At 65.1% G+C, this 16,107-nt stretch carries 4 protein-coding genes; 3 read left to right on the top strand and 1 reads right to left on the bottom strand.

The features are described from left to right. Positions 1 to 41: 41 nt before the first annotated feature. Positions 42 to 13,058 carry a filamentous hemagglutinin N-terminal domain-containing protein gene (locus tag AM2010_RS08510; protein ID WP_047806709.1) on the top strand — a complete coding sequence of 4,339 codons (13,017 nt, stop codon included), beginning with the start codon at positions 42 to 44 and terminating at the stop codon, positions 13,056 to 13,058. Between the two features lie 126 nt (positions 13,059 to 13,184). Here AM2010_RS08510 and AM2010_RS08505 read toward each other — a convergent pair whose 3' ends face one another. Then, positions 13,185 to 13,976, bottom strand: coding sequence for a PaaX family transcriptional regulator C-terminal domain-containing protein (locus AM2010_RS08505; protein WP_236699537.1), 792 nt, complete (start codon positions 13,974 to 13,976; stop codon positions 13,185 to 13,187). A gap of 69 nt (positions 13,977 to 14,045) precedes the next feature. Between AM2010_RS08505 and AM2010_RS08500 the strand changes: the two genes are divergently transcribed. After that, positions 14,046 to 15,230, top strand: a complete 1,185-nt coding sequence (locus AM2010_RS08500) for a CaiB/BaiF CoA transferase family protein (protein WP_047806708.1) — start codon at positions 14,046 to 14,048, stop codon at positions 15,228 to 15,230. Then, positions 15,230 to 16,096, top strand: a complete 867-nt coding sequence (locus AM2010_RS08495; RefSeq protein WP_047806707.1) for a crotonase/enoyl-CoA hydratase family protein — start codon at positions 15,230 to 15,232, stop codon at positions 16,094 to 16,096. The genes AM2010_RS08500 and AM2010_RS08495 overlap by 1 nt, the downstream gene beginning before the upstream one ends. The last annotated feature ends 11 nt before the right edge of the window (positions 16,097 to 16,107 follow it).

Below are 16,107 nucleotides of genomic sequence, written 5' to 3'. Positions count from 1 at the left end.
TCGGCATCGCCGGTTCCAGCCATACCACAGAGGCTCAAGACATGTCCGTGAACGCCACTGCATCCAAACATCCTTCCGTCAACAAGCTGAAGCTGGGATCGAGCCTCTTCGCGCTCGCAGTGACGGGGGCTTTCGCGTCGGTGGCATCGGCGCAGACTGCACCGCCTGCGGTCGATCCGCCGTTCGGCACGATGGTGGGCATGCAGGCAGGGCGGACGATCGGGCCGAACGGCCAGATGTCGGTGTGGGACGGCGCGAACCGTCCGGTCATCGGGATGGAGGGCGATCGCCATCTGATGACGATCGAGCAGACCAAGGCCAAGGCGGTGCTCGACTGGGAAGATTTCCGCCTCAAGACTCAGGAGATTCTGGAGTTCCAGCAGCAATCGCCCGACTGGCTGGTGATCAACCGCGTCCACGGTGAACACGAAAGCCGGATCGATGGCGAGATCCGGGCGATCGGTTCGGTCTATATCTTCAACGACAACGGCGTGCTGATCGGCGAGGACGCCCAGGTCAACACCCGCCAGTTGGTCGTCGGTTCCGGCATCAGCGACGTTGACGTCGACGGCGACACGACGACTTTCGTTCAGAGCAGCGCCAAGGCGGTGCTCGACTGGCAGAAGTTCAGGGTCGATACCGGCGAACTTCTCCGCTTCGAACAGCAATCGTCGGACTGGCTCGTCATCAACCGCGATCTCGGCGCGGCCGATGCCGCGATCGACGGCACGATCAGCGCGCAAGGGATCGTCGCGATCGAAGACGATACCGGCTTCGATATCGGCGAGAACGTCGAGATCGATGCCGACCGCTATTTCCTGACCCAGGGCATCGCCGACATTGATGTCACCGCGGACAACGTGACCCTCACCCAGGGGCGCGAGCGGGCGATCGTGAACTGGAGCGACCTCAACCTCGCTGCGGGCAAGAGCCTGACGCTGCGCCAGGAAGGTGAAGGCTGGACCGCGATCAATCGCCATCTCGGCGGCGGCGTGGCCCGGATCGACGGGACGGTGCGGGCCGACCAGGGGATCATGCTGATCGCGCGGGACGGCCTCGCGATCAACGGTTCGATCGAGGCGGGGCAGGTCATCGCCTCCGCGCTCGATATTCGCGACCAGGCCTTCATCGAAAACGGCCTGATCTCCCACGCCTTCGCTGCGAGCCGAAGGCTCGATCCGACCTTCAGCAACAACTGGATCTACGCCACCGACCGTGCGCCGGACCGGACGCCCGATGGCCTGACGAACCGCTATCTCAACCTGCTGGAGGAAGGGCCGGTCGTTTCCGATCGGGACAATCCGCTGCTTTATGGCGTGACCGTCGGCAGCAAGGGACGGATCGCGACTGCCGATCAGGGCAAGATCATGCTGTTCGGCCCCCATGTCACGAACAACGGCACGCTCGACGTTCGCGACGAAGGGCAGGTCGTGCTGGCAGCGGGGGAGAACGTCTTCATCCAGCGCGCGCCGGGCAACGATGCCAAGCTGGATATCTACACCAGCGTCCACAACGCGCTGGATATCCGGCCCAGCTACATGAGCTCGCGCAGCTATGCTCTGCCGTTTCTCGTCTGGGCGCGCGACCCCGAAACGCGCAAGACGCTGCCGACCGACAGCGAAATTCCGGCCGAGTGGGTCGATTTCGTCAATGCGATCACAGGGGGCAAGGCCGGCGGGGGAGAATACGCGGCAGGCGATATTCTGCCTTCGGATGTCGCGCGCCAGATGGCGGCGGAAGGCGATGACAACATCATCCTCCAGTATATCGACGCGACCCGGATCGATCGCGCGAACAAGTATGGATTTGCAGTTCGCAACAACGGCGTGATCAACGGCACAGGCGGCAGCGACGTGGACCTGCGTGGCTGGACCATCGAACAGAACGGTGCGATCACGCTGACCTCTACGGCGAACTTCCGCGCCGGGATAACGATGCACGCCCTGATGCAGGACGCTGCCGTGCCCTCCACGCTGGAAATCACGCGGCCGATGGCCGGCAACGGCACGATCGTGTTCGGCAAGGGTAGTCTTACCCAGGTCACCCCCGATCTGGAGAGCGACGACAAGCTGCCGCTGACCGAAGGCAACCAGTCGGTGGGCAGCATCCACGTCGCCGGCGGCAAGCTCCACTTCCGCGAGGATTCGCTGGTTTATCTGCCTTCGGGCAAGGCGGAATTCTACGCCGATGCCGATGCGACGGTGCTCAGCCCGCTGGGGGCTAGCGGCAACGGCAATAGCCAGGACGGTTCGCGCCTGATGATGGACGCCGGGGCGACGATCGACCTGTCGGGGTGGGAAGTCAGCCGTAAGATGGGCTACCATCAGGTGACGGGCAAAGTCTTCGTCGCCCAGCTCAAGGACTCGCCCGTTCAGGATGGCGGACCGCTCTATCGCAAGGAAATCAGCGTCGATCGCCGTTACGGCACAAACGTCGTGGACTGGGAGAGCTTCGACAATCTCAACCAGCTGACGCTCGACCAGATGATCGTGGATGGCGGATCGCTCACGATCGCCGCGGGCGACGACCTGATCCTGAAGTCCGGTTCGGTAATCGACGTTTCGGGCGGTTCGATCACTTACGATGCCGGCTACGTCTACACCACGATGCTCCGCCGGCTCGACGGGACGGTGATCGACATTCGCGAGGCCGACCCGGACGAGGTTTACATGGGCCTCGCCGATCAGTGGGTCGATTACGACACGAAATGGGGCAAGCAGCGGACGTACTACGTTCCGCTCATGTCATCCTCGCGTGGGCGCTACGAAGAAAGCTACGTCGAAGGCGGCAATGCGGGCCAGGTCAAGATCTGGGCGCCCGACGGGGTCTATCAGGGCACCTTCCGGGGCGAGGTGACGGTCGGCAAGTATCAGCGCACCAATATGCCCGATGCCGGGGCGCTGATCATCAATGAAGAGAACGAGTTCGATTCCGAATATATCAGCACCCGCGTCCTGATCGCGCAGACCCTGGCCGAACTGGGCATGGATTTCGGCTTCGATGACAGCCTGACCGGCGTTTATGGCGATATCTTCGGCGAAGAGGAGGAACGCGAAGGCACATCGGACGGCAAGGGCAACCTTACGCTGATTTCGCAGGACATGTTCGAGCGGTCGACGATGGGCCGCTACGACATCACGCAGCTCCACCTGCGTGCGGGCGGCAGCTTTTCCGAGACTGCCGACGATGGATACGACAACCAGTATATCGTGCTGGAAGACGGGGTGGACCTGAACTTCGCCAATGGCGCGACGTTCAACCTGATCGGCACCAGTTCCATGTATTTCGGCGGATCGATCACGTCCAACGGCGGCGACGTTGCCCTGCGGGGGCAGGGAATCGTCTTTTCCGACGACAGTTTCATCGACACCAGCGCGAAGTGGCATTCCGACTACGAACTGCAGGATTACCGCCCGCTGGCCGGGCGGCCGATCGTACACGGCGGCGATATTCTGATCACCGCCTTCCGCGCCGGCCAGATCAACACGCCGGATGACGGCACTTACGAATTCATCCTGCCCGAAACGGTCTATTTCAATGCTGACGGCGGCGGCTTCCTGAACCGCGAAGGCGAACTGACCGCGGGGACCGGCGGCGACATCAATATCCGCAACTACATGGCGCTGGACAACAAGGTCGATCTGTCGGGCGCGTTCAATGCGCGCTCGCTTGGCCTCGGCGGCAACGGCGTCTTTGCCCTCGAAAGCAGTGGCGAGCTCTATATCGGCGACACGCTGCCTGACGATGCGGCCGAGCGGAACATCGTCGCGCGGATCGATCCGGCCCTGTTCGAGGCGATGCCGTTTTCGGGCATCTACCTCAACGCACCGAAGATCGGCCTGACCCCGGGCACCCATCTGAAGGCGACCAAGGCCACGATGCAGCTGAAGGCTGCCACGCTGGAGAACGGCGTGCCGGAAGCGTGGCTGGCCGAATCCGGGACCGACATCCGCGATGTGACCGAAATCGGCTACGTCGAGCCGGGCCAGCGGGCGAAGGACGTTCGCAACGGTGCGCTTCTGGCGTTCAGCGGGATTCCTTATTCCGATGCCTACAACCAGATCGGGGTCGTCAGCCTGGCCCCGCACGGCACATCCGAAGGCGGGCGCATCACGCTCGACGCGCAATCGAGCCTGGAGGTCAATCCGGGCGGCGAGATCTTCTTCGACGGTATCCTTGCAGGCAGCCTGATCGCGCCGGCAGGGACGATCACGCTTGGCGGGCACGTCGATGCCACGGCGCGGGTGCTGGCACCGGGGGCGGTGCGCATCACCGACCGCCGCGTGCGGGCCAATGGCGAAGAGATCCTGCTGGGAGAGGTCCTGAACGGCGGCGAGATCCGCAATCTGGGCCCGCTGACGGTGGCCGAAGGTGCGATTTTCGATATCTCCGGCACCAGCGGCCGCCTGCACGTTCCGGTGCGTGCCGATGGCGGTACGACGTTCCGCGAGCGCTCGATCGCTTCGGATGGCGGGCTGATCAGCCTCTATGGCAGCGATATCGATGTCAGCGGCGCCGTTTTCCGTGCCGCTGCCGGGGGCGAGGGCGCCCGCGGGGGGACGTTCCGCCTGCAATGGAAAGGGCCGGACTACGACGCCCTGACGAATTTCTTCGGCAGCGCCATGCGCAACAAGCTGAGCGGGGCCTGGTACTACAAGAAGGACGGCAGCGCCGTTCAGGGCCTCGCCGGCATCGACCTGTCGACGATCGACTGGTCGCGCAGCAACCTGCACAACGTTCCCGATTTCGCCGAAGGGACGTTCCTGCCCGACGTCGACGAGGTCGTCGCGGCCTTCGAAGCCTATCACGAGGCTCAGGCGATGGTCCCGGCACCTGTCCTCTATATCGGCGAAGGGGAAAGCAGCGGGGCGATCGATTACGGCGACTTGCCCGAAGTCGATCCGGCGTTCTTCCCGCTTTACGAGGGGCTCGGCTACACCCTGCCCGATCTGCCCGAGACTGCGGGGACGATGAACCTGTCGCCCAGCAACCTTGCCAGCGGCGGGTTCGCCGGGGTGGAAGTCTATGCCGGCAGCGCGATCGTCTTCGCCGGTGAATCGCACCTGGGCGGCAAGGCCGGCGATGGCAGCTATCTGATCGACGAGATCGTGCTGTCCGCACCCCGGCTCTACGGTCTCGATGACGCGGACTTCACCATGTCGGCCAACCGCGTCCGTATCACCGATCGCGGCACGGCCGGCGGCGTTTCGATGAAGATCGACGAAGATCGCTTTGCTGCCGCGCTGGTCGAAATGGGCGTGTCCGACGATGCGGAGGGCACCCGCTTCGGCGCCGAAGCGGGCCAGTTGATCGACGTCACCTCCGCCGAATTCAAGGGCTTTGCCGATGTGTCGCTGGCGAGCGAGGGCGACCTGCGTTTCTCCCCGACCCATATCATCCAGGAGTACGCGGCGCCCGAAGGCGCGCTGATCGCGGGCGGCAATCTCCAGTTGAAGGCCGACCAGGTCTATACCGCTTCGGGACGCATCTTCACGGTGGAAGCGGGCGGCACCCTTGCCATCGCGGGGCCCGACGCCGGGACGCAGATCAACAGGACCCCGCTCGAAGGGGCGGCCAGCCTGACCCTGCGTGCCCCGCGGATCGAACAGGGCGGTATCGTGCGATCCCCGCTGGGATCGATCACTTTCGATGCGGTCGACGACAGCAGCGAAGGGGCCGGCACGATCACGCTGCTGCCCGGCAGCATCACGTCGGTTTCTGCCGACGGCAACACGATCCCCTATGGACGCCTGCAGAACGGCGATACCTGGGTCGATCCGTTCACCCGGCGGGAACTGGCCTATCTGCCCGATCGCGAGATCAACCTGGAAGCCGACACGATCGATTTTGCCGAAGGCGCAGTGGTGGACATCTCCGCCGGCGGCGACCTGGTCGCGAGCGAATTCGTGCCCGGTGTGGGCGGATCGCGGGACTGGCTGACCGGCTACCGCGACGACGATCACCGCTGGGTGGCCGATTCATCGCAAGTCTATGCCATCATTCCGGGCTACGATGCCGATGTGACGCCGCTCGGCACGGGCAGCGGATACGATGTGCAGAGCCTGGGCAAGATCTACCTGTCCGAGGCCGAAGGCGGCCTGCCCGCGGGTGAATACACGCTCCTGCCGGCGGAATACGCCAGCCTCCCGGGTGCATATCGCGTCACGGCGAAGCACCAGTACGGCGACCATTCGCACATGGCGCTGGGCACTTCGGCACCGAAGGCGGATGGTTCGATCATTCAGGCGGGCTATCGTTTCACCGCCGCGCCCGACGGGTCGCGGCAATATCGCGACCGGTTCAATACCGGGTTCCTGGTGATGGACGGCGACGTCCTGGCGCAGCGCACGCAGTACAATATTGCCAGCGCGACGACCTATTTCGATTCCGAGGCGTTCCTCCAGGCCGCCCGGCGCCGCAATCTGGACGTGGAATCGCTCCCGCGCACTCCGCTCGATGCAGGCGGTCTGACTCTCGTCGCCGGCTCGTCGCTGACGCTGGACGGCACGGTCGAAGCAGCCGCGGCCGAAGGCGGCAAGGGCGGCTATGCCGATATCTCGTCCGCCCGGATGGTCGTCACCGGAGCTGGCACCGACCTGACGGATTATGAAGGCTATCTGCAGATCGATGCCGAACGGCTGGTGAGTTTCGGGGTCGAGAGCCTGCTGCTCGGCGGGCTGCGCAAACAGACCGAAAGCGGGACGGCAATCGACGTTTCCGCACACGAAGTGGTGGTCGATACGGCCGGAACCACGCTTTCGGGCCAGGACCTGATCCTTGCCGCGCTGCAGGAAGTGTCGGTCAAGTCCGGTTCCGTGATCGAGGCGACGGGCGAACTGACCTCTCCGACCGAAAGCTATACCCTGTCGCCGGCGTTCGGCCTGTTCGTGGACGACAAGGGATCGAGCTACACCGGCGACGACGAATTCGTTCACGGCGAGCTGGATATGGGCGCGGTTCTGCACGTATCGGCCGGATCGCGGGCGGAATTCCTGCGCGATAGCGAGGCTGTCGATGCAATGGCCGCCCTGCGCGCGAACCCCGAGCGGCTGGCAACGATCAACGCCGCGCGTGCGGCCCGCGGACTTGCGGCGATCGATGCGACCGGCGGTGTCCTGTCGATAGAGGGCGACGCGCAGCTTTCCGGTAACGCGCTCCTGCTCGATGGTACGCGCGAGACGACGCTTGCAGTCGGGGCGGCGCTCGATGCGGAACAGGTTTCGGCTGCGGCATCGCAAGTCAGCATCGGTGCAGCGCCCGAAGGGACGGGCGGCCTTGTCTTCGGCGATGGCACAGGCGGACTGTTCGCCAGTGCGCAGGATGTAGCGCTCAAGAGCTATTCCAGCCTCGATTTCTACGGGTCGGTCGATTTCGCGGTCGAAGGCGACCTCACGCTCGATGCGCGCGAGATCCGCCTGCTCGAAAACGAAGGGGGCAATGCGGCAATCAGCGCGCAGCGCCTGACCCTTGCCAACAGCAGCGGCGGCGAGGCAGAGGCTGCCGGCGGGTCTGCCTCGCTGCTTCTCACGGCCGATGAGATTGCCCTGACTGGCGGCATGAAGGCGATATCCGGCGCGGACTCCGTCACGCTGCGGGCAAGCGAGCGGGTCGTGGGCCGCGATACCGGCGGCCTTGCCGTGCCGGGTTCGCTGACGATCGAGGCGGGGCAGCTCACCGTCGACAGCGGTGATACGCTGGCGATCGAGGCAGGTGGTGCCATTGTTCTCGACAGTATCGGCGATCCTGCGGAAGCGGCCAATTCGCTGGGCGCGACACTCTCGCTGACCGGTGCCAGCATCGCCAACCGGGGGCGGATCGCGCTGCACGGGGGCACGGTGGCGCTGCGGGCCACGCAGGGCGACATTGCCCTCGCCTCCGGGAGCGCAATCGACGTCTCGGGCACGGTCTTCAGCATTTTCGATCAGCAGGTGGGCGTAAACGCGGGCGCCGTCTCGCTGACGGCTGATGCCGGCGATGTGCTGCAGCAGAACGGGGCCCTGATCGATATTTCGGGCGGCGAGGCAGCCGATGCCGGTGCCCTCGCGATTTCCGTGGCGCAGGGCCGGGCCGTTCTGGACGGCACGCTGAAAGGCTCCGCCGGCGCAGGCCGTTCGGCGGGCGATTTCTCGCTCCAGATCGGCGAGCTTGCCGATTTCGCGGGTCTCAACAGCGCCCTGGCCGAAGGCGGGCTCAACGGGCGGCGGGCGTTCGAGATTCTGCGCGGCGACGTGATCCTCGACGGCACGACCGAGGTTGAATCGCTTTCGGTCGTCGCCAACGATGGCGCGATGACCGTGACCGGCACCGTGCGCACGACCGGTGCTGATGGCGGCCGGATCGCCCTGGCGGCATCGGAAGGGCTGGCCCTGGCCGCGGGTTCGCGCCTGATCGCGGCGGCCGGCGAAGACGGCGGCTCCGGCGGGACCGTCAGGATCGAAACGGCCGGCCGCAATGGCGGCGTCATTGCGATGGCCGGTGGCGCGCTGATCGACGTCAGCGGGGCGGAAGATCAGGGCGGTACGGTTCACTTCCGCGCGCCGCAGATCGGTGCCGACGACATCGCCATCGATGCCCTCGCCGGGGAAATCCGCGGTGCGGACAAGGCCGTGGCGGAGGCATTCCGCATCTACGACAACGTGGGAACGATCGACGGCGATCTCGCCGCGCTGGTCGGTGGTGACGCCACTGCGTTCATGGACGCAGCCCTTGCCAATGGGGTGGCCGATCGCCTCGGCGACGCCACGCTCGTTCCCGGGATCGAGATCCGCAACGATGGCGATATCGAACTGGTCGAAAACTGGGACCTGAGCGGTCTGCGCTTCGGCCCGGACCAGGTCGCGGGAATCCTGTCGCTGCGCGCAACCGGCGACGTTCTGGTCAACGCCGATCTTGCCGACGACATGGCCGGGGGCTGGAACTGGGGCGTGAACCTGGTCGCTGGCGCCAACCCGGAAAGCCCATCGGTACTGGGCGTGCTGGCCCCCGGTCTGCTTGCCGATGGCAAGGGATCGGTCGTCATCGGCGGCGTGGCCGACAAGATCGATTTCGTCACGCTGGACCCGAGCGACTATGACCTGTCGGTCATCGTCGGCGACCCGGAAGCGCCCGATTTCTCCGCTGGCGCGTTCAATCTCTACTTCACTGCCATCGCATTGGTGAATGCGGGCGAGCTTCCATCTTCCGTCGGCTCGCAACTCAACAACATTGCCGGCAACGCGAGCGGTTACGAGGAAATGCTGGCGCTGATGTCCGAGTATCTTCTGGACGAGCATCCCAACGCATTTGCGCGAAGCCCCGCCTATGGCGACGAGTACCAGAATCTCGAAGCGTTGATCGATGCCCAGTTCATCGATCGCATCGCCGATGCGGACAAGGCCGAATATCGCGCCATCGGTTATGGCCCCAACGGCTATCACGACGGGAATGCCACCGGCAGGGAGGCTTTTCAGCGACTGGTGCGCTTCCTTGGCGCGGGTTACCCCGACATCTTCCGCAATGTCGTCCTGGACGTACCGACGAGCCCGGTTGCGGCGGCGCCTTACTACCTGCGCGTCAACGGGCAGGAATCCGAACTGCGATACGTCAATCCCGACGGCTCGCTCGGTGCCGAGCTGGATCGCGATTTCGCCACCGGCTTCTATTACTATTTCGACGATGGCGGAGAGAAGCACCTGGTCCGTTATGACGAAGGGGCGAGCGACTACGCCGATACCGACGTCTACGCGCGCGCCAAGCATCCCTGGATCATGCGGGAGCGCTACCAGGGCGAGGGCGATTACTATCGCGGCAAAGTGCAGACGTACGATCCGGTCGGATACTCGATCGTTGCGGGCACCGTGAACGTTGCCGCCGCGCGGGACCTGCTGCTGGAGCAGCGCCCCTCGTCCATCCGCACGAGCGGCGCGGGCGGCGATATCCAGATCGTCGTGGGGCGCGACATTGCCGCGCACGATGCGGTGGCGAAGACGGTCGTCACCGATATCATGACCGATGGCCGGGCCAGCATCGACGCCGGCGGCGCCATTCACAACCTGACGGTTGCTGCGCACGATCTGGCGGTCCGGGCAGGTGGTGATATCGCCGGCGGCATCTATCAGGCCACCGGCCAGGGCATCGTCACGACCGGCGGTAGCATCGTCGCTGGCAGCGAAGTGAAAACCTACAACGACGATTTTTTCACCGGCGATCCGCAGGCGCCTTACGCCGATTGCAACATCACCAGTGACCGCTGCCACTGGGATCTCGACCCGACCGACGTGCTGCGCGGATACCCGCTCCACGCCTTCTTCGACGCAGGGGAGGCGGGCACACTGCGGGTTGAGGCAGCGGGCGATCTTCACGTGGAGGCGGCCTATGGCGGCGCCGATGCGTCGGTTGCCTTCTACTCGGCCGGCGGAGACATCAGCGCCTGGAACAACGATTACAACATCGTTTCGGCGGCGATGCACAATGGGGCAGGCATGCCTTATTACCTGGACGCGAATGAAGGCATCAATGCACCGCTGTCCGACGAGGGGCAGATCTGGGCGGGCACTGTCTCAATGATCGCCGCCGGCGGCGACGTGAACGTCGAGGGCGGCTTCCGGATGACCCCGGCCCAGCACGGCAACCTCGACATCCTGGCGCGCGGCAATGTGCGGATCGGCCACTACGACCGGTTCGAGGATGCGGTGCCGATCGATGGCCAGTCGGCGCGGGATCACGCCTGGCGGCTTGCCACCCACCAGAACAACTATCGTTCCACCCTGCTGGGCATCTACATGATGAGCCCGATCAAGGACGACGGGGTCTACTGGGTCGATTCCTATTACCAGGACATCTACGGCACTTTGGGCGAACGGCACCTGATGCTGCACGAAGGCGATCTGGTACCCAGCCGGATCTACGCGGCAGAAGGCGATCTGGTCACCATCGGCGGGATCACCTCGACCGAGCAGTTGTGGATGAAGGCGGGCGGGGATGTCTATTTCCCCAATGCCCTCATCCAGCACAACAATCCGGGCGATGTCAGCCAGGTGACCGCGGGCGGCGGGATCTACTTCGGCACTTTCCACGAGACCGGCGACATCTATCTCGGTTACGGCAGCCAGCTCCACGTTCGCGGGCCTGGTGCGTTCGAGATCGAGGCGGGCGGCGACTTGTGGATCCCGAGCAATTCGGAAGGGATCACGACCGATATCCTCTACGACGTCGCGCGGAGCGGATTCGGCGGCTATGTCAACGTTCCCCTGGACCCGAACATGAAGGCTGCCGACATTGCGATCAGCGTCGGATACAACGAACAGCCGGCCTATGCGGATTTCGAATCCGCCTATTTCGATCCGGCCAACATCGGTACGATGGAAGACTACCTGCTCGCCGAGGCTGGTGACGGGGAACGGCTCCCGATCTATCTGTTCGATCGCTTCTATGCCCGCGGCAACGGGTCGGGGGCCGAACTGGTTGACGAGCGCCTGGCCGGCGGGTTCGTCAACTACATCCGCTCGCTCCAGGGGCTCGACCCGCTCGCCGAGCAGTCGGCCCAGCAGGCCTATCTCGATCAGGCGTGGGACTATTGGGTGCACCTGCCGGCAGGACAGGAAACCCCCTTCGATGCGCTCGTGCCGCGCTATTCGGCGCGCGAAGCGGCCGAACAGGGCGCAAACGGTGCATTCTTCGTCCCGGAACGGCGGGAAGGGCTCGTCAACTATGTGCGCGGACTTCAGGGGCTCGAGCCGCTCGAGACTGTGGCCGAGCAGCGTGACTACATGAACGATGCGCTCCAATACTGGGAAGGGCTGGATACGGTCTACAAGACGCCGTTCTACCGCTCGGTCCTGTTCCTCGAGCTGCGCACGGCCAGCCGCGAGGCGAACGATCCCGACAGCGACCGGCAGGGTTCGGTCGGCCGTGGCTACACCGCCATCGGTACGCTCTACCCCGGCGCCGAAAAGGAAGCTGAGGAGGACGAGGGGCGCTGGCAGGGCAATTTCGAAACCTTCGCCAGCCGCGTGCTGTCGAACAATGGGGGGAATGTCTCGGTCGTCGTTCCCGGCGGCTTCTTCCGCCTCGCCAGCGCAGCCGCCAGCGCGGAACAGACCGGCCAACCGTCGGACACGAACATTCAGGGTGACGCTCTGCGCGCCGGTGTCGTCACCCAGGGTGGCGGCGAAGTGAACATCCTCACCCACGGCGATACCGATGTAAACCAGTCGCGCGTCCTGACGACCCAGGGCGGCAACATCCTGATGTGGTCGTCTTATGGCAATATCGCCGCGGGGAACGGGGCGAAAACGTCGCTCAGCCCCCCGTACTACAACCGCGCGGTGGACGAGATCGCGAACCTCACGCGCTCGCCCGCCGGGCTGCCCACCGGTGCCGGCATCGGCACCCTGGCGACAACCGCGGGGGTCGCGCCTGCCGATATCGATCTGGTCGCCAATCACGGCATCATCGATGCGGGCGACGCCGGCATCAGGGTGTCGGGCAATCTCAACGTCTTTGCGATCGAGATTCTCGGGGCCGACAATATCGATGTCATCGGGCGCACCACGGGCCTTCCCGAAACGCCGGCGGCACCGCCTACCTCGCTCGACGTCGACGATGCGGGTTCCAAGGCCCTTCAGGGCGGCGACGCACTGAAGGAAACGCTGGAATCGGTGCGGCGAGGCAGCGCCGTGGTCACGCCTTCGATCATCGAGGTGCGCGTGACCGGGTACGGCGAAGATGCCTGCGATGGAGAGGAAAAGCGGTGCGAACCGGTCGCGCAAGGCAGCCCGACGGGCCGCTCGCGCACCAGTGCCCCCGAGATTGCGATGCTTGCCACAAGCGCCGGCAATCCTGCGAACCTGGAATTCGACATTCCGCAAGGCCGTATGGAAACCACGCTGCGTGCCATCGCCCGCGCTTCCGGCCTCAACATCGTGTACAACGATCCGAGCATCGACCAAGCGATGGCCCGGCCGGTCCGCGGCCGCATGACGGTCGAACAGGCCTTGCAGGAACTGGTTCGACGGAAAGGGCTGGAACCGGTGCGGGTCGATAGCCGCACGATCATGCTCCGTCCCAAGGTGAGTTAACGGCTCCTGAGCCCGCAGGCTGCCTCAAAAAGCCTGCGGAGCGCCGGGCGCGGGGCCAACTGGCCGCGCGTCCGGCGCACGTCTATCGGGGGCAGTCGGGACCGTCAGCATCAGGCCGGGACCGCCCTAGTCCGCCAGATACCGTTTCCATATCCGCTTCCCCAGGCGATCGTACCGGATCATTGCCCCGATCAGATCGGTCAGCGCATGGCTGGGGCACAGCTCTTCGGGCAGCAGGGGGTCGCGCATGATTGCGCGGATGGCCTGGCGGCCCAGCAACAGGGTTTCCGCAGCAGCGGCCGGCAGGTCGGTCGTTTCGATATTGGCCGCGCTATCTTCCAGCTGAGCGGTCAGCTGCTGGTGCGAGGCGAGCAGGCTTGCGGCGTCCCACAGGGCCGGGAAACGTTCCCGGCGGGTTTCATCCAGCGCGCGCGCTTCGACGACGAACAGCGACGTTGCCGCTTCGAGGTCGATCAGCCGGCGGCGTATGCCGTCGGCCCCGTCGGCCAGATTGGCGGGGCGCGCCCAGATGTTGACCTCCGCCTCCGCAAAGCCTTCCAGTTCGAGGGCGCGCAGCGTGCGACGCCAGGCGGTGCGGTCGGCGCGTTCCTGCGGCCCTGCGATGGCCAGCAGCCAGTCGCCGGCCCAGGCCTGGCGACGATCCAGCCGGGTTCGCCAGCCGAGTATGCGCTGCTTCAACGGCTCGGCGCTTGCGCCGATTATATATCGTCCGCGGGTCAGCGACTGCACCCGCCCTTCGGATTTCAGGCGCGTGAGGGCAGTGCGAATCCCGGGCGCTTCGATGCCGAACGCGGCGCCCGCGCGAACAAGATCGCTTGCTGAAAAACTGGGCGGATCGCCGGTGTCGAGCAGGTCGAGGATCAACATCCGCGCGCTCATCGCATTGCCGTCGGCCATTATTGTATTGCGTTTTTCGTCCATATCCGACATTTTGCGTAATAAATAAATGGAGCGGGAGAGGAAAGTATGCTGCCCCTTGAAGGCATCACGGTAATCGATCTCACCAGCGTTGTCGCCGGTCCGCTTGCCACGCAGATCATGGCGCAGCAGGGGGCCCGGATCTGGAAAGTCGAACCGTTCGAAGGGGACCGCGCACGCCTGCTGGGTGCAGTCGCGACGCCGGGTTTCAGTTCCGCTCATGTCGCGCTCAATGCGGACAAGCAGTCAATCGCGCTCGATCTGACGCGCGACGAAGGGCGCGAAGTGCTCCGGCGGCTCATCCCCCAGGCCGATATTCTGATTCATAACTTTCGGCCCGGCGTGATGGAGCGCCTGGAACTGGGCTCCGCCGCGCTGCAAGACTTGCGACCGGAACTGGTGACCGTGCGCATCAGCGGCTTCGGCCAGAACGGCCCGATGGCGGATGCGCGTGCCTATGACCCCATCGTCCAGGCCGAATCGGGCATGGTTTCGTGGGGCGAAGATGGGCCGACGCTGATGCCGCAGTGGATCTGCGACAAGAACGCCGGGCTCTATGCCGCGCAGGCCGCCACAGCAGCGCTGGTCGCGCGGGGGCGGACCGGCAAGGGCGCGCAGGTCGACGTGTCGATGCTCGAAGCCGCGATCGCTTACGGTTGGATCGACCTTCACGGCGATCTTGCCTTCCCGGAAAGCGAGTCGCGCATGCCGGACATCGCATCGGTCTATCGTCCGTGGCAGACTGCCGACGGCTGGATCGTCGTGGTCATGCTGTCGCAGGCCGAATTCGAAGGCTGGGCGGGCGCGATAGATGCACCCGACCTGCTGGCCGATCCGCGCTATGCCGACATGACGAAACGCTTCCTCAACTGGAACGATCTGCGGGCGTTTTCCGCACCGCGCATCGCGGCGCTTTCGACGTCGGAGGCCGTGGCCCGGCTGGTCGATGCAGGGGTGCCCTGCGGGGTCGTCAATCGCTCGGCGGCGCTGCCCGATCATCCCCAGGTCGTCCACGACGATTTCGTCGTCCTGACCGATCACCCGCAAGCCGGCGCGGTCCGCCGCACCCGCCCCGTCGCGCGCTTCGATGGGAAGCGGTCCGGGCTGGACGACCATGCCCCCCGTGTCGGTGAACATAGCCGCTCGGTGCTCGCAGCCGCGGGGTTCGAGCCCGAAGAGATTGAAGCAGCCCTTGCAACCGGTGCCGCTCGCGCGCCGCAGGAGATTCACTGATGTCCTTCCAAACCCTGTCCTACACTGCCGAAAATCGGGTCGCGACCATCACGCTCGATCGGCCTGAGCACTTCAACGCGATCGCGCATGGCATGCCGCGCGAAATCCGCCAGGCGGTGGAGCGGGCGGAGGCCGATCCCGATGTCCACGTGATCGTCGTGCGCGGGGCGGGGCCGGGCTTTTGCGGTGGCTACGACCTGAAGCACTATGCCGAACGCAAGGGCGAGATCAGTGGATCGCAGGATATGCCGTGGGACCCGACGCTCGATTTCCAGATGATGTGGCGCAACACGCAGGATTTCATGGCGCTGTGGCGTGCGAGCAAGCCGACGATCGCCCGCGTCCACGGTGCAGCGGTCGCCGGCGGATCGGACATCGCGCTGTGCTGCGATTTCCTGATCATGGCCGACGATGCGCGCATCGGCTATCCGCCCGCGCGCGTCTGGGGCGTGCCGACGCCGGCCATGTGGGTCTATCGCCTGGGCCCGCAGATGGCGAAGCGGATGATGATGACCGGCGACCTGATCGACGGGCGCGAGGCGGAACGCATCGGGCTCGCGCTCGAAGCGGTGCCGGAAGCGGAGCTGGACGATGCGGTCGGGCGGCTCGTCGGCCGTCTTCGCGGTGTGCCGCGCAACCAGTTGATGATGACCAAGACCGTGGTCAACCAGGCGTATGACAACATGGGCCTCAACAATACGCAGATGTTCGCGACCCTGTTCGACGGCGTCTCGCGCCACTCGCCCGAGGGTATGTGGTTCCGCGAACGCGCACAGGAAGTCGGCTTCAAGCAAGCGGTTGCCGAACGCGACAGCGGCGATCCCATCGCCAGCCAGGTGTCGAAGCGCCTGCCCGCCGAAGATTGAGGAGAAGGACG

Source organism: Pelagerythrobacter marensis (assembly GCF_001028625.1).
Classification (GTDB): domain Bacteria; phylum Pseudomonadota; class Alphaproteobacteria; order Sphingomonadales; family Sphingomonadaceae; genus Pelagerythrobacter; species Pelagerythrobacter marensis.
This window is presented reverse-complemented; position numbering and strand designations above follow the sequence as displayed.